General features: G+C 73.3%; 19 protein-coding genes, 1 tRNA gene and 1 pseudogene. 13 read left to right on the top strand and 8 right to left on the bottom strand.

What is annotated here, in order from left to right:
* Nucleotides 1–181 precede the first annotated feature (181 nt).
* From ACF3NH_RS12410 to metW, 11 genes and pseudogenes are all read left to right on the top strand, one after another.
* A complete protein-coding gene (locus ACF3NH_RS12410) occupies nt 182–595 on the top strand; it encodes a DUF721 domain-containing protein (RefSeq protein ID WP_422924788.1) in 414 nt (137 codons plus the stop codon).
* A gap of 240 nt (nt 596–835) precedes the next feature.
* Nucleotides 836–1345: pseudogene (locus ACF3NH_RS12415) on the top strand (thioredoxin domain-containing protein); the annotation flags it as partial.
* A 74-nt stretch (nt 1346–1419) separates the two neighbouring features.
* A complete protein-coding gene (locus tag ACF3NH_RS12420) occupies nt 1420–5523 on the top strand; it encodes an AAA family ATPase (protein WP_422923180.1) in 4104 nt (1367 codons plus the stop codon).
* Nucleotides 5524–5606: 83 nt separating this feature from the next.
* Nucleotides 5607–6104, top strand: a complete 498-nt coding sequence (locus ACF3NH_RS12425) for a putative pterin-binding protein (RefSeq protein ID WP_422923182.1) — start codon at nt 5607–5609, stop codon at nt 6102–6104.
* Nucleotides 6105–8462, top strand: a complete 2358-nt coding sequence (locus tag ACF3NH_RS12430; RefSeq protein WP_422923184.1) for a putative bifunctional diguanylate cyclase/phosphodiesterase — start codon at nt 6105–6107, stop codon at nt 8460–8462.
* 82 nt (nt 8463–8544) lie between these two features.
* A complete protein-coding gene (locus ACF3NH_RS12435) occupies nt 8545–8853 on the top strand; it encodes an AtpZ/AtpI family protein (RefSeq protein ID WP_198366557.1) in 309 nt (102 codons plus the stop codon).
* Between the two features lie 23 nt (nt 8854–8876).
* Complete coding sequence (locus ACF3NH_RS12440; RefSeq protein ID WP_198366558.1) at nt 8877–9632, top strand: F0F1 ATP synthase subunit A; 756 nt, start codon at nt 8877–8879, stop codon at nt 9630–9632.
* A gap of 85 nt (nt 9633–9717) precedes the next feature.
* Nucleotides 9718–9945 (top strand): ATP synthase subunit C family protein, encoded by a 228-nt coding sequence (locus tag ACF3NH_RS12445; RefSeq protein ID WP_076959667.1) that lies wholly within the window; start codon nt 9718–9720, stop codon nt 9943–9945.
* 82 nt (nt 9946–10027) lie between these two features.
* A complete protein-coding gene (locus tag ACF3NH_RS12450) occupies nt 10028–10660 on the top strand; it encodes a F0F1 ATP synthase subunit B family protein (protein WP_422923187.1) in 633 nt (210 codons plus the stop codon).
* A gap of 10 nt (nt 10661–10670) precedes the next feature.
* Nucleotides 10671–11177, top strand: coding sequence for a F0F1 ATP synthase subunit B family protein (locus ACF3NH_RS12455; protein ID WP_422923189.1), 507 nt, complete (start codon nt 10671–10673; stop codon nt 11175–11177).
* 186 nt (nt 11178–11363) lie between these two features.
* The gene (metW, locus tag ACF3NH_RS12460) at nt 11364–11966 is read left to right on the top strand and encodes a methionine biosynthesis protein MetW (protein WP_198366603.1); all 603 of its coding nucleotides are present in this window, start codon (nt 11364–11366) and stop codon (nt 11964–11966) included.
* 46 nt (nt 11967–12012) lie between these two features.
* Here metW and ACF3NH_RS12465 read toward each other — a convergent pair whose 3' ends face one another.
* A complete protein-coding gene (locus ACF3NH_RS12465) occupies nt 12013–12492 on the bottom strand; it encodes a hypothetical protein (protein ID WP_198366561.1) in 480 nt (159 codons plus the stop codon).
* A 151-nt stretch (nt 12493–12643) separates the two neighbouring features.
* Nucleotides 12644–13750 carry a DSD1 family PLP-dependent enzyme gene (locus ACF3NH_RS12470; protein WP_198366562.1) on the bottom strand — a complete coding sequence of 369 codons (1107 nt, stop codon included), beginning with the start codon at nt 13748–13750 and terminating at the stop codon, nt 12644–12646.
* 183 nt (nt 13751–13933) lie between these two features.
* On the opposite strand from ACF3NH_RS12470, the gene ACF3NH_RS12475 reads away from it, so the two are divergent.
* Nucleotides 13934–14833 (top strand): DMT family transporter, encoded by a 900-nt coding sequence (locus ACF3NH_RS12475; RefSeq protein ID WP_422923191.1) that lies wholly within the window; start codon nt 13934–13936, stop codon nt 14831–14833.
* A 57-nt stretch (nt 14834–14890) separates the two neighbouring features.
* Here ACF3NH_RS12475 and pgmG read toward each other — a convergent pair whose 3' ends face one another.
* The 6 genes from pgmG to ACF3NH_RS12505 all read right to left on the bottom strand — a co-directional run bounded on the left by pgmG (nt 14891) and on the right by ACF3NH_RS12505 (nt 21370).
* The gene (gene pgmG / locus ACF3NH_RS12480) at nt 14891–16303 is read right to left on the bottom strand and encodes a phosphoglucomutase/phosphomannomutase PgmG (RefSeq protein WP_422923193.1); all 1413 of its coding nucleotides are present in this window, start codon (nt 16301–16303) and stop codon (nt 14891–14893) included.
* An 81-nt stretch (nt 16304–16384) separates the two neighbouring features.
* A complete protein-coding gene (galU, locus tag ACF3NH_RS12485; protein ID WP_422923195.1) occupies nt 16385–17254 on the bottom strand; it encodes a UTP--glucose-1-phosphate uridylyltransferase GalU in 870 nt (289 codons plus the stop codon).
* Between the two features lie 150 nt (nt 17255–17404).
* Nucleotides 17405–18091, bottom strand: coding sequence for a J domain-containing protein (locus ACF3NH_RS12490; protein WP_422923197.1), 687 nt, complete (start codon nt 18089–18091; stop codon nt 17405–17407).
* 55 nt (nt 18092–18146) lie between these two features.
* Entirely contained in the window at nt 18147–18848 is a 702-nt protein-coding gene (locus ACF3NH_RS12495) for a vWA domain-containing protein (protein ID WP_198366567.1), read from the bottom strand.
* A gap of 77 nt (nt 18849–18925) precedes the next feature.
* Nucleotides 18926–21187 (bottom strand): NADP-dependent malic enzyme, encoded by a 2262-nt coding sequence (locus ACF3NH_RS12500; protein WP_198366568.1) that lies wholly within the window; start codon nt 21185–21187, stop codon nt 18926–18928.
* Between the two features lie 100 nt (nt 21188–21287).
* Nucleotides 21288–21370 (bottom strand) — tRNA-Leu (locus tag ACF3NH_RS12505).
* Nucleotides 21371–21408: 38 nt separating this feature from the next.
* Between ACF3NH_RS12505 and lipB the strand changes: the two genes are divergently transcribed.
* Nucleotides 21409–22128 carry a lipoyl(octanoyl) transferase LipB gene (gene lipB / locus ACF3NH_RS12510; protein ID WP_422923200.1) on the top strand — a complete coding sequence of 240 codons (720 nt, stop codon included), beginning with the start codon at nt 21409–21411 and terminating at the stop codon, nt 22126–22128.
* Nucleotides 22129–22234: the final 106 nt, after the last annotated feature.

Genomic DNA, 22234 nt, shown 5'->3' on the forward strand with positions numbered 1-22234 from the left:
TCCCCGTGGAAGTCCCCATGGAAGTCCCCGCGGCGACGCGCCGGGCGAGGCCGCCGCCAGGCCCCGCGCCCGCTTCGGCCGCGCCCCCGCCTCATCCCCCCCCGCCTCATCCCCCCCGGCCGCGCCCCCGGCCGCGGAGGCGCCCTGGCGGGCCGATCTCGGCCTGCGCCCCGTCGCCGTCCTGCTGCCGCGCGTGACCCGCCCGGCCTTCCGGCGGCGCAGCCCGGCGGCGGCGCATCTGATGTCCGACTGGCCGCAGATCGTGGGCCCCGTGCTGGCGGCGCAAACCATGCCGCAACGGCTGGTCGGCGGCACGCTGACGCTGGGCTGCTCGGGCCCGGTCGCCATGGAGTTGCAGCATCTCGGGCCGCAGCTGATCGCCAAGGTGAATGGCGCGCTCGGCCAGCGCGTGGTGGAGCGGCTGCGGTTCGTGCAGTCCGCCATGCCCGCCGCGCCGCGCCGCGCTCCCCGCCCGGCGCCCGCCGCCCTCCCCGAACCGGTCAACCGGGCGCTGGATTCGGTGGAGGACCCGGAGCTGCGCGCCGCTCTGGCGCGGCTGGGGCGGGGCGTCTACCGGCGCGCGACCGGCTCCTGAGGCCGCCGGGGCGGGACCACTGATGGCGAAATGCAACGCCGGATGGACAGCCCCGCCCCGCCACGCCATCTGCGGCGGGAGCGTGTCCGGCGCGCCCGATCGGAGAGAAGCCGCTCCGGACCAGGGAGTGTCCGGAGAATTCCATCCGGCCGGCGTTTGCTCTAAGCACGGCCGCGCCTGGCCCGCGCCGCCTCTCGATCCTCAGGAGATTCCTCCATGCCGCTGTCCCGCCGCACGCTGATGCTAGCGCCCGCCATTCTCGCGCCGCTCGCCGGGATACGGGCGGCACGCGCCCAGGGCGGGGCCGATCCGCGCCTCGGCGAGCGTGCCGCCGGCAAGCCGGAGGCCGGCGCGACGGTGATCGAGTACTTCTCCCTGACCTGCTCGCACTGCGCGCATTTCCACAAGGAGACCTGGCCGCAGGTGAAGAAGACCCTGGTGGAGACCGGCAAGGTCCGCCTGGTCTGGCGCGACTTCCCGCTCGACCAGCTGGCGCTCGCCGCCGCCCAGGTGGCCCGCGCCCTGCCGGCCGAGCGCTATGAGGGCTTCATCGGGGCCCTGCTGGCGAGCCAGGAGCGCTGGGCCTTCGCCCGGGACGCCGACCATATCGGCGAGATCGCCAAGGTCGCCGCCCTGGCCGGGATGGGCCGGGCGCAGGTGGACGCCGCCATCGCCGACGAGGCGCTGCGCCGCGGCATCCTGGAGGGGCGGCTGAAGGGCGAGCAGGAGCACAAGGTCAGTTCCACGCCGAGCTTCGTCTTCGGCAGCCAGACCGTGCCGGGCGCGATCAGCTTCGATCGCTTCGCCGAACTCGCCGGCGCGGCTTGGGCGGGGGGGGGGAGGGGAGCGGCGGCCCGCCGCTCCCGGCGGTGGCGGCGGAGGAGGCCGAGGCGTCGCGGGACGCGGCCAGCCTGGCCGCCGCGCGCGAGGCGGCCCTGCGCGCCGTGCTCACCCGCCTGCGGATCGCCGGCTTCAAGTCCTTCGCCGAGCCGACCACGATCGAGGTGCTGCCCGGCCTCACCGGCATCGTCGGGCCGAATGGCTGCGGCAAGTCGAACGTGGTCGAGGCGCTGCGCTGGGCGATGGGCGAGACCAATGCCCGCGCCATGCGCGGCGGCGAGATGGACGATGTCATCTTCGCCGGCACCGCCACCCGCGCCGGCCGCAACCAGGCGGAGGTGACGCTGCTGCTCGAGGAGGCCGGCGGCCTCGCCCCGCCGCCCCACCAGCAGTCCAGCGACCTCGAGATCACCCGCCGTATCGTGCGCGGCGAGGGCACGGGCTTCCGCATCAACGGCCGCGAGGTGCGCGGCCGCGACGTGCAGACCCTCTTCGCCGACATCGGCAGCGGCGCCCGCGCCTCGGCCATGGTCAGCCAGGGCCGCGTCGCGGCGCTGATCGCGGCGAAGCCGGAGGAGCGGCGGCAGGTGCTGGAGGAGGCCGCCGGCATCGCCGGGCTGCGCGCCCGCCGGCACGAGGCGGAGCTGAAGCTTCGCCAGGCCGAGGCCAACCTGTCCCGCGCCGACGACCTCAAGGGCCAGCTCGACGTGCAGCGCCAGTCGCTGCAGCGCCAGGCGCGGCAGGCGGCGCGCTACCGCAACCTCTCCGGCATGACGCGGCAGGCCGAGGCCGAGTACTTCGCCCTGCTGACGGCCCGCGCCGGGCAGCACCTCACGGCCGCCCGCGCCGGCTTCGACGCTGCCCGCGCCGCCACCCGCGCCGCCGAGCAGGCCGCCGCGGGCGCGGCCACCCGGGCCTTCGCCGCCGGCCGCGACCTGCCGGAACCGCGCGAGAGAGAGGCCGAGGCCCGCACCGCCCTGGAGCGGCGGCGTGTCGAGCAGGAAGGGCTGGAGGCGGAGGAACGCCGCGCCCGCGAGGCGCTGGCCGCCGCCGAGGCGCAGCTCGCCCAGATGCGCGAGGATCTCGGCCATGCCAGCCGCCTCGCCGAGGATGCGCGGGCCGCCGAGGCGCGGCTGGGGCAGGAGGCCGCGGCGCTGGAGGCCATCCTCGCCGATCTGCCCGCCCGTGCCGCCGCCGCCGAGGCCGCGCGGGAAGCGGCCGAGGCCGCGGCCGCCGGCGCCGAGGCCGATGCGGACCGCGCCGCCGGCCGCGCGGCCGAGCTGAGCGCCGAGGCGGCCCGGCTGGAGCGTGAGCTCGCCGCCGCGCGGCAGCGGGCGGGGCGGGCGGAGGAGCAGCGCCGCCTCCTGGCCGGGCAGCAGGCCGCGGCGGAGTCCGCGCTGGTGCCGCCGGACGCCCTGGCCAGGGCGGCGGCGGCGCGCGAGGCAGCGGTCGCGGCGCTGGAGGCGGCGCGCGAGCGGCTGGAGCGGGGCGAGGCCGCCCGCGCCGCCGCGCAGGAGGCGCATGCCATCGCGCGGCGGGCCGCCACGGAGGCCGATGCGGCGCGGTCCCGCGCCACGGCGGAGCGCGACGCCGCCGCCCATCGCGCGCGTCAGGCCACGGATCAGCGCGACCGGTTGCAGCGTGAGCGCGACGCGGCCCTGGCCGAGCGCCCCGCGCCTGAGGCGCTGGCGGCGGCGCGCGCGGCATGGACCGATGCCGAGGCGGCGCTCGGGACCGGCCGGGCAGCGCTGGAGGAGGCGGAGCGCCAGCGCGCCGCCGCCGCCCTGGCCCATGCCGAGGCCCGGGCCGCCGCCGCCGGGGCCGAGGCGAGCCGGGCCCGCGCCGAGGCCGAGCGGCAGGGGCTGGCGGATCTCCTCGGGGCCCGCGAGGCCGGTGCGGCGGCGCCGATCCTCGATGCCGTCACCGTGCCGCCCGGACTGGAGGCGGTGCTGGGCGTCGCGCTGGGGGAGGCGCTGGAAAGTCCCGCCGATCCGGTCGCCGTCCGGCACTGGCGCGCCCTGCCGCCGCTGCCCGCCGGCGCCGCCCTGCCGGACGGCGCCACGCCGCTGGACCGTCTGGTCGAGGCGCCGGCCGAGCTGGCCCGCGCGCTGTCCCGCATCGGTGTGATCGAGGGCGACGGCGCCGCGCTGCAGGCCGGGCTGGCCGCGGGGCAGAGCCTGGTGTCGCGGGAAGGTGCTCTCTGGCGCTGGGACGGGCACTGCATCCGCGCCGGTGCTCCGAGCCCCGGCGCGGTGCGCCTGACGCAACGCAACCGGCTGCGCGCCGCCGAGGCCGCCCTGGCCGAGGCCGCCGGCCTCGCCGCGCGGGCCGCCGAGGCCGCCGGCGCGGCGCAACGGGCCGAGGCCGGGGCAACCGCCGCCGAGGCCGCCGCCCGCCAGGCGCGGGACGAGGCCGAGGCCCGCCTGACCCTCGCCCGACAGGCCGAGGAACGCCTGGCCGCCGCGCTGGAGCGCGCCGAGAGCCGGCTCGCCGGCCTGGGGCCGCAGCTGGAGCGGCTGGAGGCCGAGCTGGCGCTGAGCGGTGCGGCGCGCGCTGCCGCCCAGGCCGTGCTGGACGGGCTGCCGGATGCCGGCACTGCCCGCGCGGCGCGGGACCAGGCGGCCAGGGCCGAGGCGGAGGCCCTGGCCGAGGAGACCGCCGCCCGCGAGGCCCGCCGCCGCGCCGAGGCGGCGCTCGAGGAGGCGCGGGCCGCCGAGGCGCGGCTATCGAGCCGTGCCGCCGAGGCGGAGGGCCGGCTGGCCGCCCTGGCGCCGCAGCTCAGCCGCGTGGCCGAGGAGGCCGCCGAGGCGGACCGTCTGCGGGCCGAGGCGGAGCGGGCCTTCGCCGGTCGGGCGGACCCCGAGGCGGCGCGCGCCGCCGTCGAGGTGGCGCGGCAGGCCCTGGCGGCACGCCGGGCGGAGGCCGCCGCGGCACGCGACGCCGACGCCGCGCTTGCCGCCGAGGCCGCGCGCGCCACCGCGCGCCTGCCCGCCATCGCCGCCGAGCGCGCCTCCTGGAGCGATCGCCGCGAGGGTGCCGTGGCGCGGCTGGAAAGCCTGGCGCGGCGCGAGCGCGAGGCCGCCGCCGCCCGCGAGGCCGCCGCCGGCGCGCCCGACGAGGTGGCCGCCCGCCGTGCCGCCGCGGCGCGGCAGCTGGCCGAGGCGGAGGCCGCGCATGAGGCGGCCGCCAGGCGGCTGCGCGCCGCCGAGACCGAGGAGCGCGAGGCCGGGGAGGCGCGGCGCCAAGCCGACGCCGCCTTCGCCGCCGCGCGCGAGGCGCAGCTCCGCGCCGAATCCGGGCTGCAGCAGGCCGAGGCCGCCGCCACCGCCCTGGCGCAGCGCCTGGCCGAGCGGCTGGGCGAGCAGCCGGCGCTGCCGGACCCGCCCGAGGATCTCTCCGAGGCCGCGGAGGACCGGGCGCGCCGCAAGGCCGAGCGGCTGGCGCGGGAGCGCGAGGAGATGGGGCCGGTCAATCTGCGGGCCGAGCAGGAGATGGCCGAGCTGGAGGAGCGGATTGGCGCCATCGACCGCGACCGGGACGAGATCGGCACCGCCATCGCCAAGCTGCGCGGCTCGATCGGCCATCTGAACCGCGAGGGGCGGGAGCGGCTGCGCGAGGTCTTCAACCGGGTCGATGCCAAGTTCCGCGCCCTGTTCGGCCGCCTGTTCGGGGGCGGGCGGGCGCATCTGGCGCTGGTCGGCAGCGACGATCCGCTGGAGGCCGGCCTCGAGATCTACGCCGAGCCGCCGGGCAAGAAGCTCGCCACCCTCTCGCTGCTCTCCGGCGGCGAGCAGGCGCTGACGGCGCTGTCGCTGATCTTCGCCGTCTTCCGCTGCCAGCCGGCGCCGATCTGCGTGCTCGACGAGGTGGACGCACCGCTGGACGACGCCAATGTCGAACGGCTCTGCGGCCTGCTGGAGGCGATGGCCGGGGAGGCCGGCACGCGCTTCCTGGTGGTCACGCACCACCCGCTGACCATGGCGCGGATGCATCGGCTCTATGGCGTGACGATGCAGGAGCGGGGCGTCAGCCGGCTGCTCTCGGTGGATCTCGGAAAGGCGGTGGAAATGGTGGAAGCGCTGTCGTAAGGATATTACCCGAGCGCGATCCGCGGTTCGTCGCGGGTTCCGGAAGTTGAAGCGAATCCTCCGCCAAGCGTCGGGGTGATGGAATGCGACGTCGTTGCGTGCTTGGGTTGTCCGCTCTCAGCTTCGGTCTGCTGTCGCCCCGGCGGCGCGGCCAGGCGGAAGGGATCGATGCCGCACCGGTCGTGCTGACCGTGGACGGTCAGGTTGCCGGCGGCGAGACCATCGACCTCACGCTCGAGCAGATCGAGGCCCTGGGCTTCGAGACCCTGCGCACGGCGACGCCCTGGACGCGCGGCCCGCAGGCCTTCGGCGGAGTGCCGCTCCGCAGCCTGCTGCGCGGCCTCGGCGTGTCCGGCGACATGGTGGCCTCGGCGCTCAACCACTACAATGTCACGATTCCGGCCGAGGACGCGGAGAGGCATGGCGCCTTCCTCGCCACGCGGCTGGACGGGGAGCCGCTGCGGCTGCGCAACCGGGGGCCGATCTGGCTGATCTATCCCTGGTCGCTGCGGCCGGAGCTGGACCAGCCCCCCTATCATGAGCGCGCCATCTGGCAGTTGCGCCGGCTTGAGGTGCGATAGGTGACATCGCGCCGCCTGCGCGCTCTGCTCGCTGGCCGGCGCGGGGCGCTCTTCAAGCTCGGCCTTGGCGGCGCGGCGCTGCTCTTCTGCCTCTCCATCGCCGCGTCCGGCCTGCACCTGACGACACAATCCGAGCTGGAGGCACGGGTGCAGCGCACCAGCGTCTGGACCGCCAGCCAGATGCTGGTGGAGCTGAGCGAGTTCGAGGCCGTGCTGCGCGGCGTACAGCTCGGCACCGAATCGCCGGCGCGGATGTGGCAGCAGTTCGAGATCCTCTACAGCCGGATGAAGTCGATCGATCCACCGGACGACCGGATTCCCCAGGATGAGATGGACCGGCTGCGCGACCAGGCCCCCCTGCTGATGGCGGAGCTGGACGAGATCGAGCGGGACCTGCAGGCCATGCTCGCCGGCAGCGTGGCAGCGGGTGGGCGGGTCGATCGCCGCCTGGCCGAGATGAAGCTGCTGCTCCGGCACGCCAATGTCCGCATCCACCAGCAGCGCAATGCCCTGGCGCAGCAGGCGCTGGCCAATCTCGGCACCGGCCAGACGGTCTTCCTGGCCTGCACCCTGGGCCTCATGGTCTCGGCCGGGCTGCTGATCCTGCTGCTGCTGGCGGAAAGCGCGCGCGCCCGGCGGCTGCTGGCGCAATCCCGCGCCGCCGCGGAGCAGCTCAGCCAGGCCGAGGGCACGCTGCGCATCCTGATCGACAACCTGCCGGCGCTGATCTGCGCCACGGACGCCGCCGGGCGCTGCCTCTTCGTGAACGAGGCCTATGCCGGCTTCCACGGGCTGGAGCCCGGCCGGGTGGGGCCCGACCTCTGCAACGGCCCGCAGGCCGGGCTGCTGCTGCGCGCCCTGGCGGCGGAAGGACCGCTGCCCTTCGTCGAGGGCGCGGCGATCGACCACAGGGGTCGGTCGCGGACGCTGCTGAGCACGGCGGTCTCGGTGGCCGGCGCTGGCGGCGAGCGGCGGCGCGTGGTCTTCATCGCCTTCGACATCACCCACCGCAAGGCGGCCGAGAACCGCATCCGCCACCTGGCCGAGCATGACCCGCTGACCGACCTGCCGAACCGCACCCTGTTCAAGACGAGGCTGCGCGCCGCCCTGGCGCCGGTCGACGGGGAGCGGGGAGGGGAGGGGATGGGCGCGTTCCGGCCCTTCGCGCTGCATTCGATCGACCTCGACGGCTTCAAGGCGGTGAATGACAGCCACGGCCACCCGGTGGGCGATGAGCTGCTGCTCGCCGTCGCGGCGCGGATGGCCGCCTGCCTGGCGCCGGAGGACATGCTGGCGCGAATCGGCGGCGACGAGTTCGCGGTGATCCAGGCGCGGGTGGCGGGGGCGGCGGAGGCGCTGGCCCTCTCCGGCCGGCTGATCGCGGCGGCGCAGGAGCCCTTTCACATCGGCGGCCTGCCGATCCGCATCGGCGCCAGCATCGGCACCGTCCTGGCGCCCGGGCAGGGTTGGCGGGACGAGACGCTGCTGCGGCGCTCGGACATGGCGCTCTACGAGGCCAAGGCGGCGGGGCGGGGGCAGGCGGCGCTGTTCCGCCCCGAGATGGAGGAGGCGGTGCTGGACGAGCGGCTGCTGACCAGCGAGGTGGTCGCCGCGCTGCGGCAGGAGGCGCTGTTCCTGGTCTTCCAGCCGAAGTACCGCATCGGCGGCGCCGAGCCCATCGGCTGCGAGGCGCTGCTGCGCTGGAACCACCCCGTTCGCGGCGCGGTGCCGCCCGGCCGCTTCGTGCCGCTGGCCGAGGCGGCCGGACATGCCGCCGCCCTCGCGCGCCACGTGCTGCGCCACGCCTGCCGCCAGGCCGCCGCCTGGCGGCGGGAGGGGCAGGAGATGCCGGTGGCGGTCAACCTCTCCGCCTCCCTCTTCGCCACCACCGAGGCGGTGGAGCTGGTGCGCGAGGCGCTGGCGGAGAGCGGCCTGCCGCACCGTCTGCTGGAGGTCGAGCTGACCGAGAGCATCTTCATCCGGGATGCCGAGCGGGCGCGGGAGACGCTGGCCGGGCTGCGCGCGCTCGGCGTGCGGGTGGCGCTCGACGATTTCGGCACCGGCTATGCCGCGCTCGGCTACCTGCAGAGCCTGCGCTTCGACACGCTGAAGATCGACCGGGTGTTCATCCAGGCGCTCGGCTCCGGCCGGCCGGACAGCACGGCGATCGTCGCCGCCATCCTGGCGCTGGCGCGGGCGCTGGGGGCCGAGGCCGTGGCCGAGGGGGTGGAGACCGAGGCGCAGCTCGCCGCCCTGGCGGCGCTCGGCTGCGACGCCGTGCAGGGCTATCTGCTGGGCCGGCCGATGCCCGCCCCGGCGCTGGCGGCGCGGTTCCGGGCCGCCGCCCTGCGGCCGTGATGCCGCCCCCGCCCTTGACACCTCATGAAGGCCCCCTTACGAGCCGTCCAGCCTTCCGGCGGGGGGACCGCGGGAGCAAGGGTTGAACGAGCAGAACGATTTCGAGGCGCGACTGAGGCAGGCCCGGCGGAAGCAGGGCCTGGAGAAGGATGCCGGCCAGGGTGGCAACGACCATCCGGACGGACTTCCGCCCAACGCGTTTCAGATCGGCATGCGGGCGGGCGTCGAGGTCGTTTCGGCGTTGATCGCCGGCGCGGGTCTGGGCTGGCTGCTCGACCACTGGCTCGGTTCCTGGCCCTGGCTCTTCATGGTCTTCTTCGTGGTGGGTGGTGTCGCCGGGGTGATGAACGTCTATCGGCTGTTCAACCCCCGGACAGGCGCGCGCAAGTAGCACCGGGATACGGGAGAGCCGCAGTGGCCGCCGAAGGCAAGACGATCGACGCGCTGAGCCAGTTCGAGCTGCATACGGCCCTGGGGCCGATCGGCGCGGCGGTGAACTTCACCCAGTCCAACGCCCATATGCTCGCCGCGTCGGTGATCATCGTGCTGATCATGACGCTCGGCATGGCGCCGCGCGCGGTGGTGCCGGGCCGTTTCCAGGCCCTGGCCGAGACCTTCTACGAGTTCGTCGAGAACCTCGTCGCCGGGCAGGTGGGCCACGAGGGGAAGCGCTACTTCCCCTTCGTCTTCGCGCTCTTCATGTTCGTGCTGTTCGGCAATGTGCTGGGGCTCTTCCCCTACGCCTTCACCTATACCAGCCACATCGCGGTCACCTTCGGCCTGGCCTTCCTGGTCTTCGCGGTGACGACGCTGGTGGCGCTGGCGCTGCATGGCAAGAAGTTCTTCGGCTACTTCTTCCCCGAGGGCGCGCCGCTCTGGCTCGCTCCGATCATCGTGCCGGTCGAGGTGGTGTCCTACCTCTCGCGGCCGATCAGCCTCTCCGTCCGTCTGTTCGCCAACATGGTCGCCGGCCACGTGCTGCTGAAGGTGTTCGCCACCTTCGTCGTGCTGCTGGGCGGCCTGGGCGCCGTCGGGCCCCTCGTCGCGGTGCTGCCGCTCGGGGTGAACGTCCTCCTGATCGGGTTCGAACTCCTGGTGGCCTTCCTGCAGGCCTATGTGTTCGCCATCCTGACCAGCATCTATCTGCATGACGCGGTGCACCTGCACTGACGGGGTCAGTCCTCACAAAGGGACCACGTCTCTGCGGGACCGCGTCCGGCGGACCTAACATCAGATCAGCGAAGGGATACCTCTGATGGAAATCGTGCTTGCTGCGAAGGCGATCGGCGCCGGTATTGCCGTCCTCGCCCTGTTCGGCGTCGGCCTCGCGCTCGGCAACATCTTCTCGACGCTGATCGCGTCCGTGGCCCGCAACCCGGCCTCGCGCGACACCGTGTTCCCCATCGGCATCCTGGGCTTCGCCCTGACGGAGGCCGTGGCGCTCTTCGCGCTGCTGATCGCCTTCCTGATCCTGTTCACCTGATCCGCCGGGTGAAGTGAAGGAGGGGCGCGGCCATGGCGCCGTGCCCCTCCGAACCGGTGCGCGAATTGCAGGGATGCAGATGATGAAGCGGATGACCCTGGCCGGCGTGACGGCCGCTCTCTACAGCCTCGGCGCCCAGATGGCGCTGGCGGCGACGGCGGTGCCCGACGGCCTTGAGGCCCAGTCGGTGGCGGCGGCGGAAGCCTCCGGCGGCATGCCGCAGCTGGACTTCGCCAATCCGCTGATGCTCGCCCAGATCGTCTGGCTGCTGATCATCTTCGGCGTCTTCTACTACGTCCTGTCGAGCATCGCCCTGCCGCGCGTCGCTTCCGTGCTGGAGGAGCGCCGCAACCGCATCGAGGGCGACCTCGAGGCCGCGCGGGCCGCCAAGTCCGAGGCCGACGCCGCCATGGAGGCGCACCGCGCCGCCACCGCCCGCGCCCGCGCCGAGAGCCAGGCCGCCATCGCCGAGGCGACGCAGTCCGCCCAGGCCGAGGCCGCGGCCCGGGGCGCCGAGCTGAACGCCCGGCTGAACCAGCAGATCGAGGCCGCCGAGGCCCGCATCAACACGGCCCGCGACACCGCCATGGGCGCGCTGCGCGAGGTCGCGACCGACACCGCCAATGCGCTGGTGACGCGGCTGACCGGCCTGAAGAACGAGCCCGCCGTCGCCGCCGCCGTGCAGCGCGAGCTGGCGGCCCAGGGCCGGGCCTGAGGAGGGCGCGATGCATCATTACGAGCATTTCTGGCTGAACCCGACCTTCTGGGTCGCGGTCTCCTTCATCATCTTCGTGGTGCTGCTCGGCCGCACCATGTGGACCAAAGCGACCGAGGCGCTGGACGCCCGCGCCGCCAAGATCCGCGCCGATCTCGACGAGGCCGCCCGCCTGCGCGGCGAGGCCGAGGCGATGCGCCGCCAGGCGGAGGCCGACCGTGCCGCCGCGCAGAGCGAGGCGACGGCGCTGATCGCCCGCGCCAAGGCGGAGGCCGAGCGCCTGTCCGCCGCCACCGCCGCCGAGGCCGAGGCGACCGCCAAGCGCCGCGAGCGCATGGCCCTGGAGCGCATCCAGGCCGCCGAGGCCGGGGCCCTGGCCGAGGTGCGCCAGGCCGCCGCCGCCGTGGCCGCCGCCGCCGCGCGCGAGGTCATCGCCGAGACGCTGGACGCCAAGCAGGATGCCAGGCTGATCGATGCCGCCGTGGCCGACCTGCCGCGGGCGCTGCGCGCCGCCTGAGACCGGCCGCGCCGGCCGGCACGTGACGAGGGGCCTCCGGGCCCCTTTGTCGTTTCCGCCTCCCGGTCTGCCCCCTCCGGTTTGCCTTGCCGCGCGGCAGGGGGTATCGATCCGGCCCGTTTCCCGCCCGGCAGGAACCCCGCCTTGTCCGATACCGCCGCCCCGGTCCGCTACGTCGCCAAGAACATGCGGCTCGACCTGCGGCTGATCGCGGAGATGATCGCACCCGGCAGCACGGTCCTCGACATCGGCTGCGGCGATGGGGCGCTGCTCGAGCATCTGGAGCGCGAGAAGGGCGCGGATGCGCGCGGCATCGAGATCGACATGGCCCAGGCCAGCGCCGCCGTGGCGCAGGGGCTGGCGGTGATCCATGGCGACGCCGACAACGACCTGGCCTCCTATCCGGCCGACGCCTTCGATTACGTCGTCCTCTCCCGCACCATCCACGCGGTGGAGAAGCCGCGCGAGGTGCTGCGGCAGATGCTTCGCATCGGTCGGCACGCCGTCGTCTCCTTCCCGAACTTCGGCCATTGGGAGGTGCGGCTGAAGCTGCTGCTGACCGGCCGCATGCCGATGACCTCGACCTGGGGCCGGCCCTGGTACGAGACGCCGAACATCCACCCCTGCACCATCCTCGACTTCTTCGACCTCTGCGAGCAGGACGGCTACGCGGTCGAGGACTGGCTGGCGGTGGACGAGCGGGGGCTGCGGGCGCCCTGGAAGCGCTCCGTCGGCCTGGCCAATCTCTTCGGGGAACAGGCCCTGTTCCTGCTGACCCGGAAGGCCTGAGGCGGGCGGCGGCGCGGCCCCGTACGCGGGGTCGCGCCGGGAGGGTTCAGCCGCCGGTGCCGTTCGGGATCACCCGCACCCGGGAGATCTTCCCGTCCAGCCCGTTCTTGCGGACGTAGTCGACCAGGATGCCCTGGTTCTCGCGCGGCGTGTCGAAGTTCTGCTCGAAGGACCGCAGGCAGTAGCCCTGATCCTCCATGAAGTCGGGCCGCAGGATGTCGATGACGGTGAAGTCGTCGTCCTGCCGGGCATCGGGGCTGTCGAAGACGACGATTCGCGTGTTCATCGCCGCGGACTTCAGGATCCGCAACGAACGGGCCTCGTCGTTGTCGCCGTCGCAGGGTCCGCTGCGCTTGCAGTTGTCGTTGCGCGCGACGCGGGAATCGTAGGTGAAGACGATATCCTGGGTGCAGCCGTTGCCCTCGTAGAAGATGAGGTCGTCGAGCGCCTTGGCCTGGCCGGCAGCCGACAGGGCGAGGCAACCGCCGAGCAGGCAGGTGGCCAGGCGTGATCGCAGTGAGCGCATGAGATGGGTCTCCCGATGCCGAAGGGCGGGAGCCGCCGCGCGGTCCGGACCGGCTCCTGGCCGTCATCCTGACGGCAGGGCCAGGTTGGCTCCGTGCCGGACCGAGCCGATGTGCGCGCGCTCACAGACCCCCCAGGCGGGGAGCCGGGCCTCAGGCCATGCCGCCCCGTGCCGTGATCGGCCAGAGGCACTCCACCCGGCCACCCCGCACGCCCACGAACCAGTCATAGCGGTCGATGGTCGGGTCGCAGTGGCCCGGCACCAGCCGCAGCGTCTCGCCCAGCGCGGGACGGGCGCCGCCCTCGATGGCGATATTGCCGTGCTCATCCGAGGCGCCGGCATAGCGCAGGCCCTCGCGCCCCCAGACCTTCGGGAAGCCGGAATCGGTCGGCACCGCCTTGTGGCCGGCATCGACCACGGCGAGGCCCGGCTTTGGCGTGCTCATCACCTGCGCCAGCACGAAAAGCGACTGGCGGAACGGCGGCGCCTCCTCGTTGGCGGCGTAGTCGGCGTCCATGAAGGCATAGGAGCCGGCCTGGATCTCGTTGAAGACGCCGCTCCCGGCCTCGTGGCGGAAGGTGCCGGTGCCACCGCCGCCGATGATGGCGCAGTCCAACCCCTGCTGGCGGAGCTGCTCGACGGTGCGTCGCGTCCGCTCGATGGCGCCTCCGATCGCCTCGGCCCGGCCGGCCGGGCTGCGGATGTGCTGGGCGCGGCCGTGATAGGCCTGCAGGCCGCCGAAGATCAGGTGCGGGCTGCCGGCGATGCGCTGCGCCAGGGCCACGGCCTCGGGCCCCGGCGCGACGCCGCAACGGCCGGCGCCGACATCGATCTCCACCAGCACGGGCAGGCGCGTCCCGGCCGCCTCGGCGGCCTGCTCGATCCGTTCCACGGCCCCGGCGTCATCGGCGCAGAGCGCCACCTTGCTGATTCGCGACAGCGCCGCCAGCCGCGCCAGCTTGCGCGGCGCCACGACCTCGTTGCTGACCAGGATGTCGCCGACACCGCCCCAGGCCAGCGCCTCGGCCTCGGCCACCTTCTGCACGCACTGCCCGACCGCGCCGCGGCGGATCTGCTGCAGCGCGACCACGGGGCATTTGTGCGTCTTCGCATGGGCACGGAGCCGCGCCCCGGTCGGGGCGAGGAAGGCGGCCATGGCGTCCAGATTGGCCTCGAAGGCGTCGAGGTCGAGGATCAGGGCGGGGGTATCGACCTCCTCCTCGCGCATGCCGGGTTCGGCGGGCGGGATCTGCGGCATGGCCTCGGGACTCCGGCGAAGGGGAGGCGGCAGTCTAGGCCAGGGGGTCGGGGGCGGGAATGCCGCCCGGGCGGCACTGAACTGTCATTGCCGGGGCACTGTCATGGCGCCTGCCGCGGTGCAACATAGCGCCGGTGCCGGCCAGGCCGGCGAATCGCGTGCCCTCCGGAGCCCCGCCCGTCCATGGACCGATCCACCGCGCCGGGCATCCTGCTCGCCTTCCTGGCCTATGCCGCCTACGCCGCCAGCGATGCCTCGGTGAAGCTGCTGGAGGGCGCGCTCAGCCCCTATGAGGCGGTCTTCTTCGGCGCGCTGTCGGGCCTGCTCGCCCTGCCGCTGCTGCGCCGGCGGGGGGAGCGGCTGCGGGATGTCTTCCATGCCAACAGGCGGCTGATGTGGTGGGTGCGCGCCGCCGCCGCCGCCACCGGCAGCCTCGGCAGCGTGACCGCCTTCACCCATCTCTCCATGGCCGAGGCCTTCTCGCTGCTGTTCCTGATGCCGACCTTCGTGACCCTGCTCTCCGTCGTCCTGCTGAAGGAGCAGGTCGGCTGGCGCCGTTGGGGTGCGGTGCTCATGGGCTTCGTCGGCGTGCTGGTGGTGCTGCGCCCGGGCTTCCGTGACCTCGGCATCGGTCATCTGGGCGCGGCGGTGGGGGGCCTCTCGGGCGCGGTCACCGTGGTCATGCTCCGCGCCCATGGCCAGAGCGAGAAGCGGATGTCGCTCTATGGCGCGGGGCTGCTGGGCCCGATCGTCACGGGCGGCCTGCTGATGCTCCCCGGATTCGTCTGGCCGACGCCGGCGCAGTGGGTCTGGCTGCTGGGCTATGGCCTGCTGGCGGCGGCGGGGAACATCCTGGTCATGCTGGCCTCGGCGCGGATTCCGGCGACGCTGGTGGCCCCCACGCAGTACAGCCAGATGCTCTGGGCCATCGCCTTCGGCTACCTGGTCTTCGACGACCCGCTCGAGCCGGTGATGGCGCTGGGCGTCGCCATCATCATCCTCGCGGGCGTCTTCACCTACATGCGCGAGACGGTGCGGCGGCCGAAGGGCTGGCGGCGCGTGCCGCCGCTGCACCCGCAATGAGCGGGCGCGGGCCGCGGCACGCCGCCATCCGGCGGCGTGCCGCGGACGAAGACCGGATCAGTGTCCGGCATTCTCTCCAGAGAAGTCCGGTGCGGCGAGGCCCGAGGCCTCGACCTGCTCGGCCAGCAGCGCCTTCAGCCGCTCCAGCCCTTCCTCCGAGCGGGCCTCGGCGCGCGCGACCAGCACCGCCTGGGTGTTGGAGGCCCGCAGCAGCCACCAGCCATCCTCGGTCAGCACGCGGACGCCGTCCACGTCGTTCACCTGGGCGCCGGACTTCGCCAGGCGGTCCTTGACCTCCTGGATGACGCCGAACTTGCGCTCATCCGGGCAATCGAAGCGCAGCTCCGGGGTGTTGATGACCTTGGGCAGGGCGTCGCGCATCTGCGCCAAGGATTCGCTGGCGCGCGCCACGATGCCGAGCAGGCGCACCGCCGAATAGGGCGCGTCGTCGAAGCCGTACCACTTGTCGGCGAAGAAGATGTGGCCCGACATCTCGCCGGCCAGCGGCGCGCGGGTCTCGGCCATCTTGGCCTTGATCAGGCTGTGGCCGGTCTTCCACATCAGCGGCGTGCCGCCCGCCCGGGCGACCTCGTCGAACAGCACCTGGCTCGCCTTGACGTCGGCGATGATGGTGCCGCCCGGATGGTTCTTCAGCACGTCGCGCGCCAGCACCACCAGGAGCTGGTCGCCGAACAGCATGTTGCCCTCGCCGTCCACGGCGCCGATGCGGTCGGCGTCGCCGTCGAAGGCGATGCCGAGATCGGCCCCGGTCTCGCGCACCTTGGCGATGATCTGCGCCAGGTTCTTGAGCACGGTCGGGTCGGGATGGTGGTTCGGGAAGCGGCCGTCGATCTCGCCGTTGATGACGATGTGCTCGCCCGGCAGCTTCGCCACCAGCCGCCGCGTGATCTCGGCGCCGGAGCCGTTGCCCGGGTCCCACACCACCTTCAGCGCGCGGTCGCCGCCGTCATAATCCTTCAGCAGGCGCGCGATGTACTCCTCGGAGACATCGACCTGGGTGGAGGAGCCGGAGGCCTCGGGCACCACGTCGCCCGCCGCCGCCATCCGGCCGATCTCCTGGATCTGCTGGCCGAAGAAGGGCTTCTTGCCGAGCATCATCTTGAAGCCGTTGTAGTCCGGCGGGTTGTGGCTGCCGGTGACCATGGCGGCGCCGTCGGCGCCCAGCGCATAGGCGGCGTAGTAGAGCATCGGCGTCGGGCCGCAGCCGATGCGGGCCACCTCGAGGCCGCAGGCGACCAGCCCGGCGACCAGCTGCTCCTCCAGCTCGGGGGAGGAGAGGCGGCCGTCATAGCCCACCGCCACCTTCTTCCCGCCGCCCCGCGCGACAATGCTGCCGAAGCAGCGGCCGATGGCGAAGGCATCCGCGCCGGACAGGGTTCTGCCGACGATGCCGCGGATGTCGTACTCGCGCAGGGAGGTGGGGTGGAAGTCGTGGCGGAAATTGCTCATCCAGCTTGGCCTTCTTCAGGTGCAGGCGGTCGGGAGCGGGAAACCGCCCGGCGGGCGGGCGGGTTTCCGGCTCCGGCGCGATCAGACGTATTTCGGCAGGAAGTCGTGCACCGCCTTGGCGATGTCGGGCCGCTGCAGGGCGAAGGCGATCTGCGCCTCCAGGAACCCCACCTTGTCGCCGCAGTCGAAGCGGCGGCCCTCGTAGCGCAGGCCATGGAAGGGCTGGGAGCCGATCAGCTTGGCCATGGCATCGGTCAGCTGCACCTCGCCGCCGGCCCCCTTCTCCATCCTGGACAGGTGCGTCAGCACCTCCGGCATCAGCACGTAGCGGCCGATGACGGTGAGGTTGGAAGGGGCGTCCTCGACCTTGGGCTTCTCGACCAGGCCCCTGACCGAGACCAGCCTGCCCTTGTCCTCCTGGATGTCCAGCACGCCATACTTGTTGACGCGCTCCATCGGGACCTCCTCGATGGCGACGACATTGCCGCCCGTCTCGAGATAGGCGTCCGCGAGCTGCTTGGTGCAGGACGTGTCGCAGAGCATCAGGTCGTCGGGCAGCAGGATGGCGAAGGGATCGTCCCCGATGAAGGAGCGGGCGCACCAGATGGCATGGCCGAGGCCCATCGGAACCTGCTGGCGCACCGTGGTGATGGAGCCGGGCAGCTGGGCCTGCTGGCGCAGCTCCTCCAGAAGCTCGTTCTTGCCGCGCTCCAGCAACGTGCGCTCAAGCTCGTAGGCGACGTCGAAATGCTCGACGATGGCGGTCTTGCCACGGCCGGTGACGAAGCAGAACTGGTCGATCCCGGCGGCCCGCGCCTCCTCCACCGCGTACTGAATAAGAGGCTTGTCAACGACCGGAAGCATCTCCTTGGCCAGGGCCTTCGTGGCGGGCAGGAAGCGCGTGCCCAGGCCCGCGACGGGCAGCACGGCCTTCTTCAGCGGTTTCGTCACTCGGCTGATCCTTCAGGCTGTGGTCAGAACCTCTTCTGCCGCCAGGAAACGGCAGAACTAAGGCTGCGATGGCAGAGCTTTGCCATGGCACCGATCCTGCCGCAATCGCGGGCAGCACGCACTGGTTGAATCCATTATCGCAATAAAATGTCACGACAATAAAATGTCGCGGGCCCGGTTCAGGGCCGCCGCGCGGTCCGGCGGGCCGCCGCGATCGGGGTGGGCCTCCTGCATCAGCCGCCGGTGCGCCGCGCGGATCTCGGCCGGGCTCGCCCCGGCCGTCAGCCCCAGCGTCGCCAGGGCCCAGTCGTGCCCGGCCGCCTCCCCCTGCGGGCCGCCGCCGGCCTCCGCGCGCCACCCGGGATGCGCGTGGTCGAGCCAGTTCTCCAGCAGGGGAAGGCTTTCGGCATCCTCCTCCTGGCAGTGCCGCAGCAGGGCCAGCAACTCCGGCAGCGCCATCTCCCCCAGCTCGCGCCCGGCCTGCGGTCCGCTGCGGACCCGGCCGGACAGCTGCCCGCTGCCGAGGTCGAGGCGCATCAGCAGCGTCTCCGTCTCCACCTGCGTCGTGTTGCCGGCGGAGGTGGGGGCGGCGCCGAAGCGGCGCGCCTGGCGCCAGCCGCGCCAGAGCTGCAGGGCCAGCGGCGCCATCGGCAGCAGCGCCGCCGCGGCCTGCGCCATCCGTCCGCTGTAGACCAGCAGGCCGAAGGCGGCGGCGCCGAAGACCGCAAGCAGGATGGCGCCGCCGCGCCGGACCTGCGCCACGCTGGCTGTGGCGAAGCCGTGCACGGTCAGGCCCAGCAGCACCAGAACCGCCAGCCCGGCGAGGATCCAGGTCAAGGCGTGCGGGTCTGGACAGGGGGGCGGGGCGCCATCCAGGCGCGGCTGGCCAGCCTCATCGGCGGGGGGCCGGAAGCTGCGCCATCAGACCGCGCGCCGCGCCGCCGCCGAGCCGCGCCAGCGCCCCGTGGCCGCCGGCGGCGAAGACCGCGACGGCGCGCAGCAGGTCGCGCAGCGTGGCGGGGCTGGCGGCGTCGAGGGCATGATGAGCACCGCCCGAGAGCCGGGCGATCTGTCGCAGGATGGCCGTGGCGTGGGCATCTCCCCCCTCCTGGAAGACGAAGGCGGGCGTGCCGCGCAGGCCCAGCTGGCCGGCGGCGTGGCAAAGCGGGTCGGCCGCCTCCTCGACGGCATCGCCGACGAAGACCAGCGCCGCCACCCGCTCCCGCGCCGTCTCCGCCAGGGCATGGGCGAGCACCGCGCCGATCTGGGTCTGGCCGCCGAGGCAGGTGACGCCGGACATGCGCCGGGCCAGCTCCGCGCCATCCTCCAGGAAGGGTGTGGCGGCGAATTCGCCGAAGCCGCGGTAATAGGCGAGCTGGACCGCCAGGCCGCCATGACCGGCGGCGGCCAGGAACATCTCGCCCTGCAGATGGCTGGCGCGGTCCCAGGCGGGCTGGCGGCTGGCCGTCGCGTCCACAGCGAAGATTAGCCGCCCGGGACGGTGGACCGCCGGGCGCAGGGCGGGGAGGCCCTCCGCCTGCTTCAGGAAGGCGGCGACGGCGGCGGAGGCGGGGCGGGCAGGGACATTCGCCATGCCTGCGAAGATGGCCTCGCCCGACCGCCCGTGAAAGACCGCCCCCCGCCCCGGCCGGACGGAAAAGCGCTCCAGCCTCAGCTCTGCGTCACGGCCAGCGCCGTCATGTTGGAGATGCCGCGCGCGGTCACGCTCGGCACCAGGACATGGACCGGCTTGCGCATGCCCAGCAGGATGGGGCCGACCTGCAACCCGTCCGCCGCCGCCTTCACCAGATTGTAGGCGATATTGGCGGCATCGAGGTTCGGCATGACCAGCAGGTTGGCCGTCTCGGTCAGCGGGGACGCATGCACGGCCCGGTCGCGGATCGCCGGGATCAGCGCCGCATCGGCGTGCATCTCGCCATCCACCTCCAGATCCGGCGCGGCGGCCTGGATCAGCTTCAGCGCCTCGCGCATCTTGCGCGCCGAGGGCGCGCCGCTGGCGCCGAAGGAGGAGTGCGAGAGCAGGGCCACGCGCGGCGTCAGGCCGAAGGCGCGCACCTGCTCGGAGGCGAGCAGCGTCATCTCCGCCACCTGCTCCGCCGTCGGATCGACGATCAGGTGGGTGTCGACGAAGAACAGCACGCCGGCCGTCAGGATCACGCCGGTCAGCGCATAGACGCGGCTGACATCCTCGCGCTTGCCGATCACGTCATGCGCCTGGTGCCAGATCCGCATCCATTCGCCCTGGCCGCCGACCAGCGCGGCATCGACATAGCCGCCCTCCAGCAGCAGGGAGGCGGCGACCGAGGGGCGGGTGCGGACGAAACGCTCGCAGGCATCCGGCGGCACGCCGCGGCGGCCGACCTTCTGCCGGTAGATGTCGATCAGCGGCAGGAAGATCTCGTCATCGACGTCCGGGTCGAGCACACGGACGCTCTCCTCGAGATCCATGCGCAGGCCCATGGTCCTGACCTTCTCGGCGATCACGGCGCGGCGGCCGATCAGCACCGGCTCGGCCACGCCGTCATCCAGCACCGACTGCACGGCGCGCAGCACGCGCTCGTCCTCGCCCTCGGAATAGGCGACGCGGCGCGGCTGCTTGCGCGCCGCCTCGACCACCGGGCGCATCAGGTCGCCCGAGCGGTAGACGAAGCGCTCCAGCGTCTCGCGATAGGCGGTGAAATCGGCGATCGGCCGTGTCGCGACGCCGCTGTCCATCGCCGCGCGCGCGACGGCGGGCGCGATCTCCAGGATCAGCCGGGGGTCGAAGGGCTTCGGGATGATGTAGTCCGGCCCGAAGATCGGCGCCTGCCCGCCATAGGCGGCGGCCACCACCTCGGAGGCCTCGATCCGCGCCAGGCGGGCGATGGCCTCGACGGCGGCCACCTTCATCGCCTCGTTGATGGTGGTCGCCCCGGCATCCAGCGCGCCGCGGAAGATGAAGGGGAAGCAGAGGACGTTGTTGACCTGATTCGGATAGTCCGAACGGCCGGTGGCGACGATGGCGTCCGGCCGGGCGGCGCGCACCGCCTCGGGCAGGATCTCCGGCTCGGGATTGGCGAGTGCCAGCACCAGCGGGCGCGGCGCCAGCTTGGGCAGCCATTCCGCCTTCAGGACCCGTGGCGCCGAGAGGCCGAGGAAGACATCGGCGCCGGTCAGCACCTCCTCGAGGGTGCGCGCCGTGGTCGCCTGGGCGTAGCGGTCCTTGTAGGGGTCCATCAGCTCGGGGCGGCCGACATAGACCACGCCCTTGATGTCGGTGACGGTGATGTTCTCGCGCTTCGCGCCCATCGCCACCAGCAGGTCGAGGCAGGCCAGCGCGGCGGCGCCGCCGCCGGAGGTGACGATCCGCGCCTCGGCGAGCTGCTTGCCCTGCAGCAGCAGGCCGTTGCGCACGGCGGAGGCGACGATGATGGCGGTGCCGTGCTGGTCGTCGTGGAAGACCGGGATCTTCATCCGCTCGCGGAGCGCGCGCTCGATCTCGAAGCACTCCGGCGCCTTGATGTCCTCGAGGTTGATGGCGCCGAAGCTGGGCTCCAGCACCGCCACGGCCTCGACGAACTTCGCCGGGTCGAGCTCGTCCACCTCGAGGTCGATGGAATCGATGCCGGCGAACTTCTTGAAGAGGACGGCCTTGCCCTCCATCACCGGCTTCGAGGCCAGGGCGCCGATGGCGCCGAGGCCGAGCACGGCAGTGCCGTTGGTGATCACGGCGACCAGGTTGCCGCGCACCGTCATGTCGTAGGCGGCCCGGGGGTCGGCCGCGATCGCCTCGCAGGCGGCGGCGACGCCGGGGGAATAGGCCAGGGCCAGGTCGCGCTGCGTCGCCATCCGCTTGGTCGGCTCGACGCTGAGCTTTCCAGGGCGCGGCAGCTGGTGGTAGTTCAGCGCCGCCTTGCGGAAATCATCGTCCATGCGCACCTCCGTGCCCCGGACGATGACGGAGCCGGCACAGTGCCACAAGGGAGCAGGGCCGGATGACAGGCGGGGCGATGAATTACGGTTCAGGGAAATATGCGGTCGAGAAGATTCGAACTTCCACGGGGTTGCCCCCACCAGCACCTCAAGCTGACGCGTCTACCATTCCGCCACGACCGCACGTGGGAAAGTATCAGGCAGGGCCGGGCGTATAGCCGATGATCTCGGAGACAGCAACAACCCCCGGAGGGCCGGCGGAAGATAATTCTTCGGCCCCCGCTCCCGCTCCCGCCCCGGACACGCCCGAATGGCGCGTCGCCCCCGGTCTGACCGCCTATCCGGAGGCCCTGGCGGCCATGGAGGCGCATGCGGCCGCCATCCGCCAGGACGGCGCGCCGGAGCGGGTCTGGCTGGTCGAGCACAGCCCCGCCTATACGGCCGGCACCTCGGCCACGCCGGACGGCCTCGTCGAGGCGCGCTTCCCGACCTACGCCGCCGGGCGGGGCGGGCAATGGACCTATCACGGCCCCGGCCAGCGCACCGCCTACGTCATGCTGGACCTCACGCGGCCGCACGGCCGCGTGCCGGCGCGCGACGTGCGCGCCTTCGTGCACGGGCTGGAGGAGTGGATGATCCGCGCCCTGGACCGTTTCAACGTGCGCGGGGAGCGGCGCGAGGGGCGGGTCGGCATCTGGGTGGCGGACCAGGCGCGCGGGCGGGAGGACAAGATCGGCGCCATCGGCGTGCGCGTGACCCGCTGGGTGAGCTGGCACGGCATCGCGCTCAATGTCGATCCCGACCTGTCGCACTTCGCCGGCATCGTGCCCTGCGGCATCCGCCAGCACGGTGTCACCAGCCTCTGGGCGCTCGGCGTCACGCCCAGCATGGCCGAGGTGGACGTGGCGCTGCGGCTGGCCTGGGAGGAGGTCTTCGGCTGACCACGCCGCCGCCTCCGCGTTGCGGCGCCGGGGTTGCCATGCGATCATCGGATGACTGGGACGGGAGAACGGACATGACATCATCGCCGCGCCATGCGGGGCTGCG

It is taken from the genome of Pseudoroseomonas sp. WGS1072 (genome assembly GCF_049340465.1).
In the GTDB taxonomy this organism is placed as follows: domain Bacteria; phylum Pseudomonadota; class Alphaproteobacteria; order Acetobacterales; family Acetobacteraceae; genus Pseudoroseomonas.

What these genes read in the sequence shown, in the direction of transcription:
- ACF3NH_RS12500 (WP_198366568.1), bottom strand. Translation starts at nt 21,187, where the DNA reads ATGGACGATGATTTCCGCAAGGCGGCGCTGAACTACCACCAGCTGCCG.
- lipB (WP_422923200.1), top strand. Translation starts at nt 21,409, where the DNA reads ATGATCTCGGAGACAGCAACAACCCCCGGAGGGCCGGCGGAAGATAAT.
- ACF3NH_RS12425 (WP_422923182.1), top strand. Translation starts at nt 5,607, where the DNA reads ATGCGACGTCGTTGCGTGCTTGGGTTGTCCGCTCTCAGCTTCGGTCTG.
- ACF3NH_RS12455 (WP_422923189.1), top strand. Translation starts at nt 10,671, where the DNA reads ATGCATCATTACGAGCATTTCTGGCTGAACCCGACCTTCTGGGTCGCG.
- metW (WP_198366603.1), top strand. Translation starts at nt 11,364, where the DNA reads ATGCGGCTCGACCTGCGGCTGATCGCGGAGATGATCGCACCCGGCAGC.
- ACF3NH_RS12450 (WP_422923187.1), top strand. Translation starts at nt 10,028, where the DNA reads ATGAAGCGGATGACCCTGGCCGGCGTGACGGCCGCTCTCTACAGCCTC.
- ACF3NH_RS12470 (WP_198366562.1), bottom strand. Translation starts at nt 13,750, where the DNA reads ATGCCGCAGATCCCGCCCGCCGAACCCGGCATGCGCGAGGAGGAGGTC.
- ACF3NH_RS12475 (WP_422923191.1), top strand. Translation starts at nt 13,934, where the DNA reads ATGGACCGATCCACCGCGCCGGGCATCCTGCTCGCCTTCCTGGCCTAT.
- ACF3NH_RS12495 (WP_198366567.1), bottom strand. Translation starts at nt 18,848, where the DNA reads ATGGCGAATGTCCCTGCCCGCCCCGCCTCCGCCGCCGTCGCCGCCTTC.
- ACF3NH_RS12465 (WP_198366561.1), bottom strand. Translation starts at nt 12,492, where the DNA reads ATGCGCTCACTGCGATCACGCCTGGCCACCTGCCTGCTCGGCGGTTGC.
- ACF3NH_RS12445 (WP_076959667.1), top strand. Translation starts at nt 9,718, where the DNA reads ATGGAAATCGTGCTTGCTGCGAAGGCGATCGGCGCCGGTATTGCCGTC.
- pgmG (WP_422923193.1), bottom strand. Translation starts at nt 16,303, where the DNA reads ATGAGCAATTTCCGCCACGACTTCCACCCCACCTCCCTGCGCGAGTAC.